We start from the raw sequence: 20308 nt of genomic DNA, 5'->3' as shown, positions 1-20308 counted from the left end.
TCGCCCCTGACTGGGCGGCGGAACACAGGACCTAAAGGGTGTTGCAGAAGGTCCGTCTTGGGCAGGCTTGAGTGGTGCCTGGCCTGGTGTTTCAGCCTGTCATGGCGAGGTTGTGCATGGTGGCGACGGCCTGGACGGCGTGGTGGAGGCTGTCTCCTTTCTGGCGGCAGTCGCGGAGGATCTTCCAGTTCTTCATGCGGGCAAAGGTGTGTTCGACGCGGGCACGGACCCGCCGATGTTCGGCGTTGTCCTCCTCCTGGCCGCGCAGGAGGGGGCGTCCGGCACGTTTGCGGTGCGGAACGATCAGACCCGTTCCAGGTAGGCGCCATCCGCGATCACCGTCGTCCCGGCCGCCGCGGCCGGCAGATCCGACTCACGCCAGACGTGGGCGTCCGCCTTGTTTCCAGGCGCCGGGCGGGCGCTCGCGACGACCAGACGGCTGTCGGCATCGATGATGACCTGCACGTTCGCCGAGAACCGGTAGTTCCTCGACGAGGCGCCGACCGTGCGGTCGCGGACCGGGACCAGGGTTCCGTCCACGATCCACAACCGGTCCACCCCGGCGACCGGCCGCGGGGCCGGCTCCGGCGCCAGCAGCGGCCGCAGGCGCTGGATGACCCGACAGACCGTGGCCGGAGAGATACCGAAGAGCGGGGCGAGCTGCCGCATCGTGAAATTCGTGCGGTAGTACACGGCCACCAGCAGCACCCGGTCTGCCAAGGGCAGGCACCAGGGCCGGCCACCATTGGGGCCGTTCCCGCCCCGCTCCCGCACCACCTTCACCAGCTTGGCGAACCGATCGATCCGCAAGCCCGTGAACGTCTCCACCCACACCGGCTCAGCCCGCAACACCCCACCCATACAGGCAAAATGCCCAGAACTAAGCCTTCTGCGACACCCTTTAGGGCGCCGCGCGGACCTGGTTCCTCCGGCACTTCGCCCACGATGACGAAACGGGCCCCTCGGTGGTCGAGGGGCCCGCCGGCTATGACGTGCACTCGGCCCCGCAGGGACGCTATCTCGGCGAGAGGCGCAGCCGTGCCACCAGGCCGGCATGATCGGACGGCCACAGCCCCGTCGGTGTGCGGTCCCGCAGCTTGTCCCCGATCACGTCGGCGGAGACCGCCGACAGCCGGCCAGGGTGGTAGAAGACGTAATCGATGCGGCGGTCCAGCTTGGACGGCACGTTGGTGAGGTCAGGGTCCTGGGCTGCGGTGAAGCCGCGTCCCGTGGCGTGGACCTTGCGCCACGCCTCTTCATAGCCGCCGGTGGTGAACGTGCTGTACGGCCCGGTCGCGTCCGTGGGAAGGGAGTTGAAGTCGCCGATCGCGGTGACCGGGTACGGCGACTGTGCCAGCGCGTCGTACAGCTCCTGGCCCTGGGCGTTCCGGACGGGCGGCGCCGCAGGCTCCAGGTGTGTGTTCGCCACCCGTACCGGCTTGCCCGCGAGTTTCACGTCCACCGTGGACCAGCCGCGCGGAATGGTGAAGGTGATACCGGACGGTGTCGGGACGACGAGCTTTGCGGTGTAGATGTGCGATTGGGTGTTCGTCACCCGGACTCCGTGGCGTACGAGGATCACGTCCCGGTCCGTGAAGCTCGCCTGCTCGGTGGCGCTGATCGGAAGAGCGCCGCTGAATGTGGTGTCGACCGCGACAGCCCGGTAGTCCAGCCCCGCCTTACGCAGTGTGCGAAGCAGGATGTCCAGGAAGTCGTACGTGGTGGTGAGGTCGCCGCCCTGCGGGCCGGTCTTCCACAGGGCGACCTCCTGCAGACCGATGACCTCGGGCCGGTCCTTCTTGATCAGGCGGGAGATGGCGCGGGCGCGAAGCGGGAAGTCGGTGGCGACCACCTGGCCGTAGGCGATTCCTGCTCGCCTGACGAGTTCCGGCAGGTTGGGTGCCGTGAAGAGGGGTGTGAGGTCGGCGCCTTGATAGATGTTGTACGTGGCTACGTCGAGATGCTGGTGCCGTGTCTCGGCCTGAGCGGGGGCCGCCAAGCCCAACGCTGTGGCGATCAGTCCGGCGATGACCGATAGTGCCGTCATTCTTCGCGCCATGCGTTGCTCCTAGTGCCGACTGAGGTTCTGGATAAATCAGCGCATAGTCGAAATGGAGTGACAAGCACATAGTCCGCGTCAGCCGAGAAGCCACCTGAACAGCTGCGGTTTGGCCCGCCTGGGCGGTGCCGCCACCCCGGCTGCGGCCCCTGGGGCTCCGCCCGTGCCCGTGCCCTGGCCGGGCGGGTGCGGGTGCCGTTTCCGGGTGCGGCCCGGTGGCCGCGCCTCAAGCGCCGGCGGGACTGGGTTTGGCTCGCCTGGGCGGGATCGGTTGCTGGGGTGGGGGTGCGGGGCCGCCGGCGGGTGTCTCCTCGGCTCGCGCCTGACTGGCCGTCTCGGCCGAGCCCCTCCGCCGCCAGGTCGGGACGGATGACATCGCCGCAGACCAGCATCAGCAGCCCTGAGGTCAGGTCACCGCGCTCATACGACGGTGACGGCCCACTCTGACGCAAGAAACGCAGCGGGAGATCTGTCCAGTCCGCGCCGGGGATCTCCTCGACGCGGCCGGTCTTCCAACGCTGCTGCCAGGTATCCCCTTGGAGACTGGACAGCCAGCGCAGAAATTTGGCGACTCCGCGCTGTCGCCCGGCCCGGGTGGCGTTGGCTGCTGGCAAGAACGGTGGCGATGTGAGCCGTCGCAGCACCTCATCCGCCGACTGCGCTGGCGCCAGCCACCGCGCCTCCGCGGAGCGGGGCGGGAACTGTTCCCGCAGTATGTTGTTCCGTGCCCGGGCCTGTTCGGCTGTTGCATTCGCGGTCTGCAGTTGTCGGAGCGTCGAGTGCTTCGTGGTGGTGGTCATGAAGACCGCCCGAAGAGCACGTCCATGGCTTCCGGGTCGTAGCCGGGTGCCGGAGGCGGCGGCACCGGCTCGGCACGTCGGTCTGCCTGCCGGGCGTGGTGGGCCAGCACCTGGGCCACGACCTCGTCCTGGCGCGGCGCGAGGTAGATCTCGGTCGTGGTCAGATGCGCGTGCCCGAGGACCCACTGCACGTCGGTCAGCGTCAGCGCTGGATCGCGGACCATGCGGGCGGCGGCGCTGTGACGAAGGGCGTGAAGGGTCCAGTCCGTTTCAGCCGCTGACCTACCACGGCGCCCATCGCATGTTCGAGCGGCTGTGTCCGGCCTCGCGGCATCAGCCCGTGCAGCTCCTGCTGGTAGAGCCGCAGCCACACGAACGCATCTGCCGAGGCCGGCACCTGCTGCCGTGCTCGGGAGCCCTTCCGTACAACGCTGATCAGCTGCTGTCCCGGTTCGACGTCGCACTGCCGGACGCCGATCAGCTCCGAGGCCCTGACTCCGCTGGAGATCCAAAAGGCGATCATGGCCCGGTCGCGGTTCGACGGCAGCGCCGCGAACAGCGTGTTGAACCACTCGTCCGGGATCGAGCGTGGAATCCGGCGCGGAACCGTGGGCCGGTAGCGGCCTGTCCGCTCCGGTGCCCAGGCGTCCATCGGGTTGTGGTGTGCGTGCGCTCGGCCGGAGCGACGCGCCAGGTCCAGCGGGAATGGGTTGAGCAGCGGCCCGGATCCGGCATCACGGTGCAGGTCGTAGAACCTGCGCAGGACCGTCTCGCTGTGAGCGACGGTCGACGGGGCATAGCCAAGCCCAGGGCTCGTTTTCCCTGTCACCGGATTCGGGGCGCCGACGTTGTGGGCCGGCCGCCGCTTGGCCGCGGTTGCTCGCGGTTTGACCGTCAGCTGGATCCAGCAACTGAAATCCCGAGCGTCCACGCGCGTCGCTCGATCCCACCGCACCTCAACCGCGTGCAGGAACCGCCACCACCGCAGCAGGTCCATGCCGTAGGAGCGGACGGTCGCCGCCGCCTTCCCGGCTGCGAGCAGTTCCTGGAAGAACACCGCTACCGGTACCACGGCCGCGCCGTCGGCGCTGACGAGCCGGTAGGGCTCGTACCGGTCGCCGGTATCCACCAGTCGGCCCCACCGAGGAACGGTTAATCTCGGCAGATCCTGCTGGGGCGCACGATCGTTCATCACGACCGCAGACCGTACTGGGCGACAACCTCACATGTGCCCTGAACTGCACAATCAACGTGGTTCGTTCAGTCAACGGGGCGTGCGCTGCCCGATGCTCTGGCCCGACCCTGCCCAGCGTGACCGGCTGGTCGAGATCCGCGACAATCTCATCGCCCGAATCGCCGAGGCTGAGCGCGAGGGGTGGCTTGGCGAAGTCGAAGGCCTGCGTGTCAGCCTTGCGGGAGCCGAGGACAAGCTCGCCCAGGTCGACGGCGTCCCCACCAGGGAGCCGACGTCGACCTCGGCATGCCCACCATCAGGAACGAGGACTTTTGAACGCCGACGCCGATCACGAAAGCCCAAGCCGGGACCTCAGCACCTGGACGATCGAACGTCTTTCGTTGTTCGCCGAGTACGCCCAAGGCCAGGAGCTGGAGGCGGTACGCGCCGTCGCGCAGAGCCATGCCTGTCGCGCCGACGAACCCCGCGAAGCCCGCCAGCAGTGGGCCAAGCTGTCGCTGCAGGCCAACCGTCGTCTGCACGGCGACGGTCTGTGGGATCGAGCGCGAGGGGCTCAGCAGAACTTCATGCTCCGGATGTGGATGATCGACCAGTTCGGCCCTGACGACGAGGATCACGACTGGAGCCCCGAGAAGCTGGCGGCCGACACCGTTGCCGCACTTGCCCTCACCTCTGCTGAGGCCCGGGCTCTCGCCGATCACTGGCGCGACCTCGAGGTCGCGCAGATCGGCGAGCTGCGGCGGCACAAGAACCTGACGGCTCATCTGGACAGGCTCGTCGGCCACCTGCAACCCAGCCCAGTACGGGATCAACTTCTCGCCTGGACAGAGACTCGCCAATACCTGCCCTGACCGAAGCCAAAACCACGAGTTCACGCCACTCTCGAGGCCCGGCTTGGCGGAGGCCGGCGACTTCGGCAGCGTCCAGCTGGTCAGCAACCTTCCACACATCTCGCGAGCAGCTCTTCGCCACTCCAGGGCATGAGCTGCGCCGTCAAGCATGTCGACCGCTTCGACCTACAGCAATGGATCGAGTGGGGCATGCCCCTGCGCTCCAGTGAGGGCTCCTGATGCACATCAACTGGTCAACGGGGGCCAGCCCCCTCGCGCGTCCGGCGCCCGAGATGCGACGGCGCCGGACGCGGCGCACGATGAACAGGGCACGTGTCCTTCTCCGACCGTGCACAGCTGGGGGGATCACCCGTTCACGTGCGAAGAAGCGGGGAGACCCATGAAGAAAACCCTGATGGCCGCACTTGCCACTTCCGTGATGGCCGTCATGCCGGCCGTTCCGGCGACGCCCGCTGCCGCTGCTTCGGCGTTCTGCAACCAGACGACCCCGAGCACGTCGCTCCTCGGCTACAACAAGGAGACCGGAGCCGTGGGCACCGGCACCCTGTCGGCCGGGCGCTGGCGCTATGGCTCGAACATCGAGGTTCCCGACGGGTACACGCACGGCGTCGCGAGCCGCGACTCGATGCTGTTCTACAACGCCGACACCGGAGCGGGGGAGAGCGGCACCTTCAAGGGAGGGCAGTACACCCGCGTCCAGACCTACGACAACTTCTCGACGGGCTGGACCAACGCCGTGGCGTCGGGCGACTCGGCCCTCTTCTATAACGCCGACAACGGCCAAGGGGGCACGGGCACACTGAAGAACGGCCGGTACCAGCACGTCCGCTCGTACGACAACTTCAGCACGGGCTGGGAGTCCATCGCCGCCTCGTGTGACACGGCGGTCTTCACGAAGCCCGGCGAAGTCGGGTATGGGACCATCAAGGGCGGCGTCTACACGCATGTGAACGGCAGAGGCACCGAGGACCTGGGCACTCTGGTCGCGACCAAGGACACGGTCCTGGCCCTGGCGGACAACGGTTCGGGACTCCGGTACCGCATCGCCACGGCGACCGACGGCAGGCTCGGCGGGTTCCGCGACATCGGCACGTCGGGCATGTGGGAGGAGGAGGGCCGGACCTCGGACAGCCTGATCTTCTACAAGACGGACGGCACCGCGTGGACCTCCAAGCTCAGCAGGAACACCTACGCCAACGTCGGACCACTTGCCGGGGTCTCCTCGGGCTGGACGTTCTTCGCGGGCGGTGTGTGAGCCCGCGAGCAGAGCACCCGTAGGCGGCGTTCACCCGGTCTCCGAGGTGAACGCCGCCCTCAGTTCCTCCCACAGCGACCGCTGGAAGGCCGTCACCAGGGCCTGCACCACCATCGGCTGCATGTGCGCCGACAGGGTCTTCATCGACCCCGACCGCGGTAACGCGGCAGATGCCGTTCCAGCGTCATCTGAACGATCCCCTCGCCCCACACCGACCGCAACGATCCAGCGCGAGGCGACCCACAGGACCCATCGGACACGGCCTAGGTGTGTTGTTCGGACAGGTTGGTGACGCGGCTGGCGGGTGTTTGGCCTGCGATGCCGGTGTGGGGTCGGTGGTAGTTGTACCAGTCGATCCAGTCGGTGAACGCGGCCCGGCGTTCGGCGTCTGAGGTGTAGGGCTGCCGGTAGGCCCATTCTTCGAGCAGGGTGCGGTGGAAGCGTTCGACCTTGCCGTTGGTCTGTGGTCGCCAGGGCCTGGTCCAGCGGGGGCTGATGCCCAGATCACGGCAGGTCTGGCGCCAGGTGTTCCTGGAGTAGGCCCAGGCGTTGTCGGTGACGCCCCGTTCGACGGTGACGCCCCGTTCGGCGAACCAGGCAACGGCTCGGATCAGGAAGCCGGCGCAGGTGGGGGCGGTCTCGTCGGGGAGGTCTTCGGTGTAGGCGAGGTGGGTGTGGTCGTCGAGGGCGGTGTGGAGGTAGGCCCAGCCGGCGCCGGTCTTGTGGCGGCGGCCTTCGGCCCGGCCGAGGGCCTTGTGGCCGCCGCCCTCGGGGATCCTGCCGAGTTTCTTGACGTCGATGTGGATGAGTTCGCCCGGGCGGGCGCGTTCGTAGCGGCGGACGGGTTCGCCGGTGGCCCGGTCCAGGACTGCGAGCGGCGGCAGGCCGTGCCGAGCGAGGATGCGGTGGGCTGTCGAGGGGGCGATCCCGCAGCGGGCGGCCAGCCGCAGGGGCCCGATCCGGTGCTCGCGCCGCAGCCGCAGTACGTGTTCCTCCACCTCGGCCGCAGTCCGTCGTGGCTGGTGGTGGGGGCGGCTGGAGCGGTCACTCATTCCGGCGACGCCCAGCGTGCGGTAGCGCGAGGCCCATCGGGCGGCGGTGGTGTGGCTGACCTGGAAACGTTCCGCGGCCCGCCGCACGGGCCAGCCGTCGTCCACGACACAGCGGGCCAGACGCAGTCGCCCGGTCTCGGTCAGCGGGGCATTACGGTGGACCACGAGGGCCTCCTGTCTTCGGTTCAGATGTCGCAATCCACACCGAACCCGGAGGCCCTCACCCATTTCAAGAACCCGGCACGCGTGTCACCAACGTCCCGGGACAACACAGCTAGGCGCTGGGGTCACTGCCCTCAGCCGGCACGGGTGGGCTTCCCCCGGGGAGCTCTACCCAGCCGAAGCCCCTGCCCTCGCCTGGCTGGAGCAGCTGCGTGCCGGCTTGGCTCTCGACGAGGTAGCCGCGGGGCACCCTGACCAGGACAACACGAGCAGTCTCGACGGCCTGGCCGGTCTGTGCAGGTCCAAGAACCTTGTGCTGCAGGACCTCGCGCGCGGCGAGGAAGTCATCGGGAAAGTCCTGCTCGCCACCTACCACGCAGCCAAGGGCCGAGAGTTCGACACCGTGATCCTGCCGGGCCTCGTCCAAGGCCTCATTCCGCGTGATGTCCCCATCGGGAACAAGAAGTGGCGGAGACCGACCGAGACGGAGCTCGCCGAGCAAAGGCGCACCTTCTACGTCGCCCTCACCCGTGCCGAGTCGACCGTGACCATGATCACCGGCCCCGGATACGAGACCAAGAACGGATACTGGATATCCCGCGGACCTTCAGCCTTCGTGATCGAGATGCAGCAGCGGCTTCCCGAGGAACAGACCTGACCAGGTGGGGATACCGAGCCCGGCCCGACGCTCCGGTCCGCGACGACGCTGATCACCATGACACGGGGAACATGCTGTAGCGCCACTCTGGACAGGCCGTGGTGGCGATCGAGATCATCCCCGAAGCCGTCACGAAGCAGCTGCGCGGACCGGCAGCGCGAGTCAACGCGAGCCCCGACTCGCGCTCCGATTCGCCGATATATGCGATAAGAGGCTGGATGTCGCGGTACCTTGGCGGGCAGTCCCCCTGGACGCCGCGTCCCCCCGTGCGCTGCGTCCAGGGGCATACTCGCCGGATCCGACGTGACCATCGGTCGATGCCCGTCTGACGGAAACCCGCGACCACGCTGTGTTGTCTTTGCTGATCTGTGAGTCAGAGACCGGCGGTCAAACACGAGGCCAGGGCAGATTCAACCCCATGAGCCGGGCGGTTTGCTCCACCGCTTTGTAGGCGGCGTCCGGACCGTTCACGGCGGCGTACTCGGCCGTGGCCAGGACGAGGTTCCGGCCCTGCTCACGCAAGACGTCAGCGTCCCGGGTATGGCCCTCTGCCTCCCACTGGCGGGCCAGCAGCTCGAACTTCATGGCGGTGTCGTACGCGTACGCGGCGGCAGCAGCGACGGCCTCACGTGCGGTAAGCGGCATGCGCAACTGGCACCTCCACAAGCGTCCACGGCATCTGGGGCGTAGCGCGCTACTCGCTTTTCGGCAGCAGGGCACGCAGCCGCGGGTAGCGGGCAAGCAGCCGGGCAAAGTGGGTACTGAGGAGGCCCGGCTTGAGGACGGCGGTGACGCGGGCGGACCAGAAGTCCTCCACGGTGCGCCTGGCGTGTGCCTGGGCGTCCTGGGAGGGCGTGGTCTCGTCGTGGTCGGGAAGGTGCCGGCCGTAGACGGGAATCACCTCGACTCCGGCGGCACGCAGTGCGCACAGGCGGTGCTGGCCGTTGGTCAGGTTCTGGCGTCCGGTGTCCCACCAGATGTGACCCCCTCCGATGAGGGAGCGGAACCAGGAGCGGTCGCGGTCGCTCAGGTGCGTGGCGCGGTAGAGCTGGTCCTGTTCGTCGCTGTCGGGTTCAGCGCGGGCGAAGGTGAGCACGGCCTCGGCGATGGCCTTCCAGTCGTCGGCCTGGTGGTAGGGGCAGGCGGCGAAGTCCTGTTCTTGGAGCCGGGTGAACAGCTCGGCGTGGGCGGTCTTGGTGTGGCCCTTGGGGTAGGTGGCAGCCAGGTCCTTCGCCCGCTCACCGTAGGGGCACTTGAATAGGCCATGTGGCCAGGGAAGTTGTGAGGCCGCGACGGGGCGGATGCCGGTGACGCCGTCCAGGTGCAGGGCCCGCTGGGCGGGGCTGCTGAACCTGCTGGGGTACAGCTCGGCCTCGGACCCGGGCGGCTCCGGCCGTAGACGGGCATCGGCGTGCTGCTGCTCGGTGAGGTCGGGTTCGGTGACACCGGCCAGCTCGTAGAAGGGACCTTCGTGCCAGGCCTCGTCCTCGTCGGAGCGGCGACGCTCCGGGTTGGGCTGGATCAGGACGGTCACCGGGACTTCGGGCAGCACGAGGATGCCGGACAGGCCGTGGATTGAGGCGAGGGTGAGGCGGCCGCGCGCCCAGTCAGGATCGTTCAGCACTCCGGCGAGGGCGTCCCCGGTGAGGTGGCCGATCCATTCGACACGGTGAAATCCTTCGTCGATGCGCATGTCCCACTCCGGGTGGCGCAGGGCATGGATCTGCAGGTAGTCCCCGACCATGAGCGTGTGGGCCGGCTTGGCGAACACGGCTGCCCGCTGCCGCGGCGGCTGCGGCTCCGACGAGGCGGCTGGCGGCACGAGCTCGGGGCCCTGGACGTTGCTGCGAAAGGGGTGCGGTCCCGTTGCCATGCGGCTTCCGGTGAACAGCGGTTCGGGTATCTCCGGCCACCAGGGATGGGCGGAATCCCATTGGGCCCGTTCGCCGTCCACCTCGCCGAGGGTCCACTGATCGCCCTCGATCAGCATGACCGGGCCCGGCATGCCGTGGCAGAACACGACCGCGATCTGCCGGGCGGCCCGGGTCCGCACGTGGGTGGAGCCTGGTGCCAGGAAGCCGATGTCGGAGATGACTTCGACCCGCTCGATCCGGGCGAACCCCTCGCCGTCCGGCACGCCGTCGACGGCCATCCGTTCCGAAGCGATCTGGAGGTAGTCCCCCGGACGAAGCGCGGTACTCACGTGCGGAACGGTCATTCCCTACCCCCGGTGCGCCGCCTTGCGGTCAGGCGGTCTGTGATCTCCTCGTGTATACCGCACAGGACCGACAGATCCTGCCCGGCCTCGCGAGAGCAGCAGCGCAGGGCAGCGGCCGCGGATGGCTGCTAACGCCCCTGCGGTGCACCTGAGTTCGAGAGCTTGTAAACGGCTGTGGTGGGAGCCAGAGGGAGGTCGGGGCGGATCCGGGCGCGGGGGAAGAACCGGCGCTCACGGCCGAAGGTGAGGCCCTCGACCGCGCCGTCCTTGTAGACCGGCCCGATGAGCCGCCCGTCGCCATCGCGGATTCCGATCCGCACCCCCGGCTTCCAGTGGGCCCGCCGCCACGTGCCGAAGGCGAGCGGCCCCCGGGAGCCGGCTGGCGCCGGGCGCTCCTCGGGCGGTTCCTCGGGCGGAGGGGTGAAGTCCAGGACCCGGATCCCATGGAAGCCGCCTGCCTGTCCGGCCTCGCTCGTGGCGATCCTGCCCAGGGTGCTGCGCGACGTGGGGCGCGGCCCGGGGTCCGGGAGAACGGGAGGCGGCGTCCATCGGGCGAACGCGAGCTGCGCGGCGTACCCGTACAGCACACGGCCGCCAGCGTGGTCACCGTACGCGGCCGGCTGCAGCACCTGGCACCGTATGCCTGCGGCGTCGAGACAGGAGATGAGCAGGAACCCCGACGTCGTGTCGAGCCGGCCATCAGGTTGGGCGGCGAGCAGCCCGCCGAGGATGACGGGCTCCGGTCCCACACACATGCCGGCCTCGACGAGCGCGGCGAGCTCGTCGTCATCGGCTTGGGCCGCGCGCAGAGGGACGGCGTCGTGCGTGATGAGCGACCAGGGGGCTGGCAGCCGCAGAGCGGCCCGGGTCGGTTCGTCGAGCGGGGCGGTGGTCACCACGTCCAGGGCGAGCGGGGCGGGAACCATGTGCGCGGCGGCGAGGTAGGCCGCGGTGCTGGTCAGGGCGCGCAGCCACCGCACGGCCCGGTCCCGCTCCACGGCGTAGGTGCTGGTGCGGAAGTCGTGCTCGTCCAGCAGACCGGACCGCAGCGCGCCGACGTCCGCGGGCACCAGGCCGGACAGGCCCGAGGGAAGGCGGCGATGGATCCGGGCGAAGCGCTGCTCAAGCTCCCACTGCTCCCGCTGGGTCGCCAGTGCGGCTGCGGCGACGTCGACCACCACGCTGTCCGGGCCGCTCAGCGCGAGGACGAGCCTCGACTCATGGGGGAGCAGCTCCCAGTCGATGTCGTGCTCGTCCGCGAGTCGCAGTGCCTCGCCGCACTCCGCGACCACCCGCTTCCACAGCACCGCCAGCTGCTCGTCCCAGGACCCCGACCTGCCCGGCCCGGCACCGGGACCGAGAAGAAACTCCTTCCAGGCCCCCGAGCCCAGGGCGGTGACGGTGAGGCCGCCGTCACGCGTACCCGGAGCCGCCAGCTGCGCGAAGGCCGTATCGAGGAGGTTCCGAACGCTCATGCCAACATCAACGACGGCGCCCGGCTCGAAGGCACTCCTGGCCACGCCCCGCGGCGGTTCTGCGGCGCGCCGGCTGCGCCTGGTCACTCCTCGAGTTGCTGCCGGGCCTCTTCGAGGGCACGCAGCGTGGCCTGGCGAGTCTGCTCGATGCGGGCAGGATCCCGCGGGATCTGGTCCCCTTCGGCCTCCGCGCCGCCGACAACCGCCGCCATCATCGCGTCGAAGGCATTCCGCCGCGCGCCCTCATTCAGTGGCTTGCGACCACGCAGAGCCCCGATCGTCATCAGCGTCAGCACGTCGTCGCTCGTGGTGGGCCGCATCCGTCCCTCGACCTGCTCGTCCAGCCGCCAGCTGTCTGCGATCTCTTCCCATGTCACGTCCGGCGTCATCCCGTCGCTCATGCGTTCCCCCATCCCCAAGCGAAGAAAGGAGTCAACCACAGCAGCCGACCGGTCGTGGCCTGACATCTACCTACCGCGCCCCGGCTTCCCACCTCCAGATCGCCAGCAATGTCGCCATCCGACACGAGGCGTGCCTCCGCGCACCACCGGGAGGCCGCGATGGGACGGCGTGGCGCGCCGGGCAGTGCGACGCCCTGCCGCTACAGTGTCGCCGCGGCATCGGTCTGCTGCTCCTCATGCGAACCTCGGCCCACTGGTTCAAGGCGGAGGCGAAGAAGCTGGGCTTCGATCAGTTCCAACCCACCGACCGCAATACCGCACACCCGTGCCTGTTCCTCATGCTCCGCGGGCCGACGGAGCGGAGTGAAAGGTGCTTGAACCCGTGTCGGCCAACCAGATCAGCAACCGAGCCCGTACATACGCGCTCTACACCGGTGCTCCCCGCCAGCTGGCGTGCGAGGTTGTCGCCAGCCTTTCCCCGCATGCACCTCTCATTCCGGCACCCGCCCACCCTGCGCAGCTCCTGCTCGAGTCCGAGGCGTTTTACTGGATCCTCAACTCCCAGCGGGACTTCTTCGAGTTTCCCTTCGGTATTCGGTACGTGCAGCCCACGGCGGAGGGAATCAGGCTCCACCTGGAGAGCAACCGGAGCCTCGACAGGCTGCTGCCCGGGCTGCTGCCCGGCCGCATGCCCCTGGGCACCGACGACGACACCATCTATGGCGTCAACGGGCTGCGGATCACCGCGCGAGGCGAGCGCGGCATCGAGCTCCGCAAGCTCGGCCACCCGACCAGCATCCAGATCAGCGGCCCCTCCCGTCGCGCCTTCCAGAAGGCCGAGGCCGCCCTCGCCCAGCGGATCCACGACCAGGGAGGGGAGGCCAGCTGGCTGGCCGGCGACGCCTGGACGGCCCACGAGCGGCTGTGGGAGGACGAGCGTCAGCCGCTCTCCTACGACGCCAGCTGGCGCCAGGCGGCCTGGCTCCCCAGCGGGCTGCTGCGTCGCCTCGGGCTTCTCCACACCGTCGCCGTCCCCCAGGTCGTCCGCGGCGATCAGGCCAGGGTGGGGGCCTGGTGGATCCTGGAGCTGGACCACGCCTCCGATACCGGCCTGCGCCGCGCCGAGCTGGTGCAGGCGCTCACCGACCCGGAGCACGGCCTGCCGCTGGAACTGCGCGGGCACCGTGATCTCACGCCCGGCGAGAGCGTCGGCCTGGTCCTCCTGAAGTCCCCGGACAACACCGCCACCCTCCAGCTGCGCTACGACCGCATCGACTACCCGGTCGTGGAGGAGCGGGCTGAGATGTTCGCGGCGATCCGGCGACGGATCAGTTCCCTGACGGGCGAGGCCTTGCTGCCGGCGATGCCCGGCTGCTCGGCCACCGCTTGAACGACGGCACGAGGCGCCCCGCGGGCGTCAAGTCAGTCTCACCCCAGACGGGGGCCGTCAGCCGACGGTCTTCCAAGCCCTGCGGGCATGCCTAGAGCAGGTCCACCTCTGCGTCGACGTACCCGAACGCCTGGGCCATGTGCGCCAGCGCCTCCCGGAGCAGGCGCTGGCGCTCTGCGCGGCTCATGGCCGGCGCGGCGGCGATGGTGACGGCCATCCGCGATCTGGGGCTGCCGCCGTTGGCGCCGAGCGGCGACAGGTCGACGAGCGAGTCCAGGATCGGCAGGACGCCGTTGTCGGCGGGCTGTTCGCACGTCATCCGCAGTTCGGTGGTGGGCGGGCCGGCCCATGACAGCAGGGCCGGGTCGCCGACGAGGTCGGGCAGAAGCTCGGCAGCCGTCTCCCACGCGCTCAGCAGCACGGCCTGGACCTCGTCGAGGCCCAGTTGCGTGCCCGAGCCGGGGCCCAGGGCCGCTGCCCATGCTGCCGGGTTCTCGATCAGGACGTCCGCGCAGGCGACCACGGTGGACTCCATGGCGGTGGGCAGCGCGAGCACGACGGATGCCCTCAACCCCGGGCCGCCGTCCGGTCCGGCGATCGTGCACGTGTAGCCGACGGAACGGGCCGAGTTGTCGAAGGGCCCCCGTTCCCAGCGAGCGGCGGGCAGATCCGCACCCCGGCGCCTGGAAAGCAACGTCACCGCGCCGGCCACCGCGCTGTACGGAAGCTGCTGTTCGAGCACAGTGCGCCGGGGCCTGGTGATATCCAGCGTGCCCGGGTTGGCCCAGGGAAGGCTCACCAGGGCGCGCAGGCGCAGCGCCGGCGTCTGGCCGGCGGTCCAGTTCTCGGCAGACCGGCCCTGGTCGAGGCTGAAGCGGGGCAGCGGCTGCCACCGCCACACGCCGCGCCCCGAACACACCAGGCGGCCCGCGCCCCACGACCCGCCGTCGAGATCCACGCTCCGGCTGTCAGCCGCGATCACCCACGGGGTGTCCATGTCCTCGGGCGGGCGGGGGAAGCCGACGGCCGCGAGCGGGTCCTGGCCCGGTGCATGTCGGCCGGCATCGACGATCGCCTGCCAGACCGGCGCGGCGACGGCAGCCGCAGGGCGCCCGGCCACCAGACACAGCACCCAGCCCGGATCGCCGTCCCGCTGATGGTGCAGATCCTGCAAAGCGGCCGAGCCCTGCGCCCATGCCTCACCGGCCGGCTGCCCCAGCCCCGCTTCGGCGAACTGCTCGTAGGCTGCCCGCATCTCCCTCTCCCGTTCGGGCAGGCCCTGCCCGACCCGCAGCCCACCGTCGGGCCCGACATCGGACACGGCCTGCCGTACGAGCTCGGTGAGGGCCTGGGCGGTGGGCATGCCGGAGGCCCGGACCCCGGCGGAGAGCAGCTGCTGGATCTCGGCCCGCGGCAGCCAGTGCGTGCTGTCGCCGTCCCGCATCGGAACGGCGACCGTGTCGGTGCGCGGCGAACCGGGCTTGCCCACCGGTGCCGGCACGACGAAGAGCGTGTCGACAGCCTGCGCAGGGACATCGATGAACACCACCCGCTCGCCATCGCCACCGGACCATCCGACCCGCACGCCGCGAGGAGCCGGCGTGATCCATTGCCGGATCAGCTTGCGGATCTGGTCCAGATTCACCTCGGCCGGATCCACCCCGACGATGCGGTCCAGGACCTCCTCGTCGTGCTCAAGGCGGGTGGCGATGCCAATGACGATGAGCCCGCCACCGCCGTTGGCGAATGCCGCGACGTCCTTTGCGAGCTCCTCGACCGACCTGGGGTTCGCCAACTGGTACGGGCCCCCCTTCGCGTCGAGCCACTGCGTCTCGCGCAATCCCAGCAGGGAGCAGGGCTCATGGGCGTCCAGCGCGGCCAGCGCGCTCTTCAGATCCGTCGGCACCCCGGCAGTATCCACCGGCCTCCAGCCCTCCGCCGCCGGGTTTCACAAGTTCACCCGACGCCACCGGAACACCCGATCAGGTCATCGGGGGAGGGCCCGGCCGGACCAGCACGGACGCAGGAGCCTACGGACGGAAACCGGCGATCCGGTTGACGGAGCGTGAGGCTGGTCCTGCCCCGTGGCACGGCGTGGGCCCTGCTGTGCGGGCGGCCGACCCGCGCCCCCCAGCTGGACTACGCTGCGCGCTGTCGTCAGGGCGTAGGAAGGCGGATCTGTGGCCAAGCAGACGAACGGCTCCGAGAAGAACCGTAAGGAGCCCCTGTCCGGCGTCGCGCGCCGACTGTGGGCGTTCTCCGGCAACGAATGCGCCTGGGGCGACCCACACTGCTCAACTCGGCTGGTCACGGAGGAAGGCGCCTGGGTCGGCAAGATCGCCCACATCATCGGAGCCGAGCCCGGCAGCGCCCGGCACGAAGTATGGGACGGTAAGGATGTCGAACAGCTACGGGACTTCGACAACCTGATGCTGCTGTGCGGAGTGCACCACGACCTGATCGACAGCAGCGTCACCCGGCACGACTACACCGTCGAGTACCTGCGGGCAGTCAAACAGAAGCATGAGGGCACGTACCGGTACACGGTCGACGACATCGAGGCCGAGTTCCGGGACACGGTCAACGGCTCCCTGGTCCGGCCCGCGACCACCATGCGCCGGTTCTTCGCCTGGGAGGACGCCGGCCAGGACCCGTCGGACGAACAGGACGTCCTCGAGTTGGTCAACCGCTTCGCGGGGCGCGTCGGCGGCCTCACACGGATGGCCCGACAGGTCCTCGCCCTTGTGGTACACGAGCAGACCACGGACTTTCAACTGGTGCTGAGGCGCTTCAAGACGAACCACGCGACGCTACTCAGCGTCGTACGCGAGCTCCAGAAGGCGGAGATGGTCTACTTCCACGACGAGGAGTTCGATGAGGACCGCGGACAGCTGTCCTTGCTCTCCGGTGCCCTGGAAGGCCTCTCCGAGATGTGGGACGAGCTTCGGGGCTTTTGCAACGACGAGAACGTCGACCTGAAGGAGATCCTGGTGGATCTCGACTTCTCCCGCCTGGACTGAGTCACCGGCGACCGCACGACCTGCGCCCGTGGAGTGACGGCCCCGGCCATACTGCGTCCCGTCACGGGAACCGGGGCCTGTCCCGCACACTCCATTCCGGCACGGGCCACGGCGGGCCTAAGCTTGCCGTTTAACGTCCTGCCTGAACTCGCTCAGTACGAGTTGTCGAGTTGGTCTACGAGGAATCGAAGCTCGCGAGCTCGGCGCCGGGACATGCCGTGTATCACGGCATCCAGGAACTCCCGTGCTTCGAAGGGGCTGCCGCAGCATTCCCACACGCCGCAGCCGCCGTCCTCGTACTCACTCCAGAGGTTGCGGTACGGGTCCCGTACGAACTCTCGCCAAATCCTCACGGACTCGGCCGTGACGCCAGGCCACAGGTAGTTCCGGTTCCTCTCGACCCTGGCAACTTCGGCAAGAGCAGGCGGTGACAGGCCAGCAATAGGGGGTTGATAGGTAAGCCGGTGCCGCGGCCACTGCTCGGCGCGGACACGCCCGGGCCGTCTACGCGGCATGGGCCTTTCTGTAGAACGTCATGGGGTGATCCTGCCAGAGACAGCTGCGCCGTGGCACCTGACTTGCAGCTCAGTCCGTTCGTCGCGGCTTCGTCCCCTTCTTGTGGTGTGCGGGGCGGCTGTATGCCTCGCCGGTGGCGAGGACGCGTCCGACGTCGTAGCGGGTGGCGGTCCGCCGGTTCTTCGATCCGAGTGGCCGGCCGGGGCCGGGGCGGGTGGGTTTCGGTGCACCGGCTGGCGTGCCGGGAGGCTGTCGCGCAACTGCCGCCCGGCAGCAGTCAAGACCTCGGTCTGGCCTTGTGATCGAAGAGTTTGCTGAGGTTGTGGACCGCGCCGAGGAGTTTGATCTCGGTGTCCACGCCGTCGTGGCCGCGGTAGTTGAGCCGGCGTCCGAACCGCTGGAAGAGTTGGGCGAACCCGGGCTCGACCAGGGCACCCCGTTGTCTGTACTGCTCCTTTCCCAGTGGTGTGGCGAGGCGGGCTGCCATCTCGTGCTGGCCACCCCGTGGACCTTCGCGTTTCGCCTCGAAGCCTGCCTGGTGGGCCTCACTGGTCACCGAGACAAGGAGTGGAAAGTCAGCGAGTGCCTCGAAGGCCGAGGTAGAGGCATATCCGCTGTCGGCGAGCCAGAGCTGGATCGGCTGCTCTATCCCAGCGCCAAGGCAGTTGACCTGCGTCTTGTTCACCATGGGGACGAGGGCGGTCATGTCGGACGGGTTGTCCTGAACCTCGATCGCCAGGAGAAGCTGGCGGCGGGCGCAGGCGATCTGGATGTTGTAGCCCTGGACGAACCCGCCGCGCTTGCAAAGCATCATCCGAGAATCAGGATCGCTGAGCGAGGCCTGAGCAGTCGAGGAAGGATCCGGCCTCGGGCTACGGGCCCGCTCAAGCCATGCCTGGGCGTTGACCAGCCGTTTTCGTTGCCGGACCAATACGGTCTTGTGCTCCATCGGCACCGGTGGCCGGCCGTTGGCTCCGCGAAGCCCCGCCACCAGGTCCGCACGGGTCCGTTCGGCGTATTTCTCCAGCTTCTTCCGGTGGGCCTCAGATTCCGCGTTCAGTCGCTTCTCCGCCCGAGCCACCATCCGCTCGGCGGCCTCCACCTTGAGCCGGATCTCCCCAGCCGAGGGAAGAGCACGCTCGAAGAGCTTCTGTCTGGCCGCAGCTGCCCGGTTGAGCCGGTCCAGCAGCCGCGAAAACCGAGGCCACTCGTTCCGCACCACGTCGCTGTCCGCGTCCTCGGCCCCATCAGGTTGCAGGTCTCCGGCCACCATCGTGTCGATCTCCGCTTCACACTCCGAGATCACGCGGTCAAGCCGCTGCAGGCGTTGGTTCGAAGCACGTGAGGCGTTCGCCTCCATCGGAGAGCCGTCCACTGCAACAGCTGCGAGGTCAAGCAGCCCTTGTTGACGACTGCACATCGCAAGGACCTGCACAAACAACAGCTTCAAAGCCTCCCGATGACGTCGGACGAAGCGAGCGAGGGTGGAGTGGTCGACTCTTCGGTTCGCGGTGATGATCCGGCAGCCCACGTCATCGAAGCATGCCTGTTCGATCTTGCGGGAAGAGCGGATTCCCTTGCTGTAGCAGTACAGAAGCAGCGCGATCAGAGCCTGCGGAGGATAGGCCGCCCGGCCCTGACCGTCATCGCGGTAGCTGTCCACGAACTCCGACAGATCAAGGTGATCAACGACCTCTAGCACCTTCCAGCACAGGTGGTCGGGTGGCAGCCACTCCCGCACGTCCTGCGGCATCTCAAGCACACGGTCACGGTCACGCGGGAGAAAGTTCCGACCCACAGATCAAGGCTCAGACGCCCCACAGAAGACCAGAACCGAACATCGGCTCGCACTTGACCACCAGTGGCCGGCAGTTGTGCGACAGCCTCCCGGTCTTCGCCCGCAGGTTCCTGAACCCCCGCCGAACCCGGGCCGGTGGGAGTCTGTTCGGTTCTGCCGGCCGCTCCCATGGCCGTCAGAGGTCGCGCGCGAGCGGGCGGGCGAGGCGAAGCTGAGCGTGCGCGGCCAGGACGAGCCAGGTCCAGCGGTCGGCGGCCTGCGAGTCCCGCAGTCTGGGCCGGGTCCAGCCGAGAGTCTGCTTGAGCAGGCGGAAGGTGTGCTCCACGTCGAACCGGCGGAGGAACGCCTGCCAACAGCGATCGACCTCCTGGGGATCGGCGCCGGTGCCCGACCACCACAGCCAGACGGGCTTGTTCACACCGCCGCTGGGCAGCTTCTCGACCGACAGGCGGATCACGGTGCCCTCGATGATCGGCAGCGGCCCTTCGTGATCGCCCCATGCCGCCCGGCGGGTGAGCCGGGGATGCAACCGGTCCCACGCCTGCGCCGTCGCCGTCCCATACCTGTCGGTGTCCGTGAGGGTGACCACGTCTGGATCACCCCAGGTCCCGGGCCGGCCGCAGACGAACTCACCGCCATGCTTGGGCGGGCGGCCGCCCTGCGGCGGGCAGATCCACGGCACCGGAACGGGCTTACGCATCACCCGGTCCGAGCGGAGCCTGCCCAGAACCTCCACGGGCAGGTCGGCCAGGAGGTGGGCGATGCGGGGCCCGTCGTAACCTCCGTCCAGTACGACCAAGACCTTCGGGTCCCCGTCGCGCCACTGGCCGGCGTCCACGAGACGTTGGACGACGTCGCGGACTTGGTCGGCGGTGACCGCGGCCAAGTCGGCGCCGGGCTCCAGCCGGATCGCGTCCAGCAACGCGGTCCACGAGGTCCTGCCGGTCTCCAGGGCGGCGACGATCGAGTACGGCCAGCCGGGCACCATCTGGTGCTTGCCCAGGCCCCGGCCGAAGGTATGGCAGAAGGACCGGTCCGAGGAAGTGTCGGCGTCCGGACGCAACCACGGGGAGACGTCCACGGCCAGCACCAGCCGACCGTCACTGGCTCGGGGAAGCGGGACATTGGTCAGTGCTCGGCGCAGCCGGGCGACGTCGATCCGACCGTGGTTGATCCCGGAGTACAAGGCCCCGTGCCCGCGCCGATGCTCGGGAGCGAGCGCCAGGTCCACGAGGGTGCGGACCGGACCGTCGGTGCATAACAGCGCGTCGCACAACTCGAACAGGACGTCACTCCGCGCGGTCAGGCACGCGTACAACTCCGAGCGGAACTCCGCCACCACCGTCAACGCATCTCGTTCAACCTCATGCTCGACCAGTCCCACGATCCCGGCCTCCGTACTGCGCTGTCGCTCAGCACAGGATCGACCCGCGGCCCCTCACACATCTCGTGAACTGG

At 68.9% G+C, this 20308-nt stretch carries 15 protein-coding genes and 4 pseudogenes; 5 read left to right on the top strand and 14 right to left on the bottom strand.

Annotation, left to right across the window (positions count from 1 at the left end):
* Window positions 1–91 precede the first annotated feature (91 nt).
* The 4 genes and pseudogenes from OG753_RS03800 to xerC form a co-directional block, all read right to left on the bottom strand.
* Window positions 92–861, bottom strand: a pseudogene (locus OG753_RS03800) (transposase family protein).
* A 154-nt stretch (window positions 862–1015) separates the two neighbouring features.
* A complete protein-coding gene (locus OG753_RS03795) occupies window positions 1016–2047 on the bottom strand; it encodes an endonuclease/exonuclease/phosphatase family protein (protein ID WP_405787130.1) in 1032 nt (343 codons plus the stop codon).
* An 808-nt stretch (window positions 2048–2855) separates the two neighbouring features.
* Window positions 2856–3083, bottom strand: coding sequence for a hypothetical protein (locus OG753_RS03790; RefSeq protein WP_405787128.1), 228 nt, complete (start codon window positions 3081–3083; stop codon window positions 2856–2858).
* The gene (gene xerC, locus OG753_RS03785) at window positions 3062–4051 is read right to left on the bottom strand and encodes a tyrosine recombinase XerC (RefSeq protein WP_405792536.1); all 990 of its coding nucleotides are present in this window, start codon (window positions 4049–4051) and stop codon (window positions 3062–3064) included. Before xerC ends, OG753_RS03790 begins: the two co-directional genes overlap by 22 nt.
* A 314-nt stretch (window positions 4052–4365) precedes the next feature.
* Here xerC and OG753_RS03780 point away from each other — a divergent pair, with 314 nt between their 5' ends.
* Together OG753_RS03780 and OG753_RS03775 are read left to right on the top strand one after the other, a co-directional pair.
* The gene (locus tag OG753_RS03780; protein WP_405787126.1) at window positions 4366–4905 is read left to right on the top strand and encodes a hypothetical protein; all 540 of its coding nucleotides are present in this window, start codon (window positions 4366–4368) and stop codon (window positions 4903–4905) included.
* Window positions 4906–5284: 379 nt separating this feature from the next.
* Complete coding sequence (locus OG753_RS03775) at window positions 5285–6160, top strand: hypothetical protein (protein WP_405787125.1); 876 nt, start codon at window positions 5285–5287, stop codon at window positions 6158–6160.
* A 30-nt stretch (window positions 6161–6190) separates the two neighbouring features.
* Here OG753_RS03775 and OG753_RS03770 read toward each other — a convergent pair.
* Together OG753_RS03770 and OG753_RS03765 are read right to left on the bottom strand one after the other, a co-directional pair.
* Window positions 6191–6307, bottom strand: a pseudogene (locus tag OG753_RS03770) (transcriptional regulator); the annotation flags it as partial.
* 116 nt (window positions 6308–6423) lie between these two features.
* Window positions 6424–7377: an IS481 family transposase gene (locus tag OG753_RS03765; RefSeq protein ID WP_405787124.1), complete on the bottom strand. Its 954-nt coding sequence runs from the start codon at window positions 7375–7377 to the stop codon at window positions 6424–6426.
* A gap of 217 nt (window positions 7378–7594) precedes the next feature.
* On the opposite strand from OG753_RS03765, the gene OG753_RS03760 reads away from it, so the two are divergent.
* Window positions 7595–8032 carry a 3'-5' exonuclease gene (locus OG753_RS03760; RefSeq protein ID WP_405787123.1) on the top strand — a complete coding sequence of 146 codons (438 nt, stop codon included), beginning with the start codon at window positions 7595–7597 and terminating at the stop codon, window positions 8030–8032.
* Window positions 8033–8419: 387 nt separating this feature from the next.
* On the opposite strand, the gene OG753_RS03755 is transcribed toward OG753_RS03760, so the two are convergent.
* The 4 genes from OG753_RS03755 to OG753_RS03740 form a co-directional block, all read right to left on the bottom strand.
* The gene (locus OG753_RS03755) at window positions 8420–8677 is read right to left on the bottom strand and encodes a hypothetical protein (RefSeq protein ID WP_405787122.1); all 258 of its coding nucleotides are present in this window, start codon (window positions 8675–8677) and stop codon (window positions 8420–8422) included.
* Between the two features lie 49 nt (window positions 8678–8726).
* Window positions 8727–10235: a hypothetical protein gene (locus tag OG753_RS03750; RefSeq protein ID WP_405787120.1), complete on the bottom strand. Its 1509-nt coding sequence runs from the start codon at window positions 10233–10235 to the stop codon at window positions 8727–8729.
* A 143-nt stretch (window positions 10236–10378) separates the two neighbouring features.
* On the bottom strand, window positions 10379–11725 hold the full coding sequence (locus tag OG753_RS03745; protein WP_405787119.1) for a hypothetical protein: 1347 nt from the start codon (window positions 11723–11725) through the stop codon (window positions 10379–10381).
* An 83-nt stretch (window positions 11726–11808) separates the two neighbouring features.
* Window positions 11809–12126: a hypothetical protein gene (locus tag OG753_RS03740; RefSeq protein WP_405787118.1), complete on the bottom strand. Its 318-nt coding sequence runs from the start codon at window positions 12124–12126 to the stop codon at window positions 11809–11811.
* A 382-nt stretch (window positions 12127–12508) separates the two neighbouring features.
* Between OG753_RS03740 and OG753_RS03735 the strand changes: the two genes are divergently transcribed.
* Window positions 12509–13516 carry a hypothetical protein gene (locus OG753_RS03735; protein ID WP_405787117.1) on the top strand — a complete coding sequence of 336 codons (1008 nt, stop codon included), beginning with the start codon at window positions 12509–12511 and terminating at the stop codon, window positions 13514–13516.
* Between the two features lie 91 nt (window positions 13517–13607).
* On the opposite strand, the gene OG753_RS03730 is transcribed toward OG753_RS03735, so the two are convergent.
* Entirely contained in the window at window positions 13608–15422 is a 1815-nt protein-coding gene (locus OG753_RS03730; protein ID WP_405787116.1) for a helix-turn-helix domain-containing protein, read from the bottom strand.
* A 274-nt stretch (window positions 15423–15696) separates the two neighbouring features.
* Between OG753_RS03730 and OG753_RS03725 the strand changes: the two genes are divergently transcribed.
* Complete coding sequence (locus OG753_RS03725; protein WP_405787115.1) at window positions 15697–16536, top strand: hypothetical protein; 840 nt, start codon at window positions 15697–15699, stop codon at window positions 16534–16536.
* A 585-nt stretch (window positions 16537–17121) separates the two neighbouring features.
* Here OG753_RS03725 and OG753_RS03720 read toward each other — a convergent pair.
* From OG753_RS03720 to OG753_RS03710, 3 genes and pseudogenes are all read right to left on the bottom strand, one after another.
* Window positions 17122–17289, bottom strand: a pseudogene (locus tag OG753_RS03720) (transposase); the annotation flags it as partial.
* Window positions 17290–17329: 40 nt separating this feature from the next.
* Window positions 17330–18805 (bottom strand): transposase, encoded by a 1476-nt coding sequence (locus tag OG753_RS03715; RefSeq protein ID WP_405792534.1) that lies wholly within the window; start codon window positions 18803–18805, stop codon window positions 17330–17332.
* A gap of 139 nt (window positions 18806–18944) precedes the next feature.
* A pseudogene (locus tag OG753_RS03710) lies at window positions 18945–20234 on the bottom strand (NF041680 family putative transposase); the annotation flags it as partial.
* Between the last annotated feature and the right edge of the window lie 74 nt (window positions 20235–20308).

This window comes from Streptomyces sp. NBC_00029 (assembly GCF_045160505.1).
Taxonomy (GTDB): Bacteria; Actinomycetota; Actinomycetes; order Streptomycetales; family Streptomycetaceae; genus Streptomyces.
This window is presented reverse-complemented; position numbering and strand designations above follow the sequence as displayed.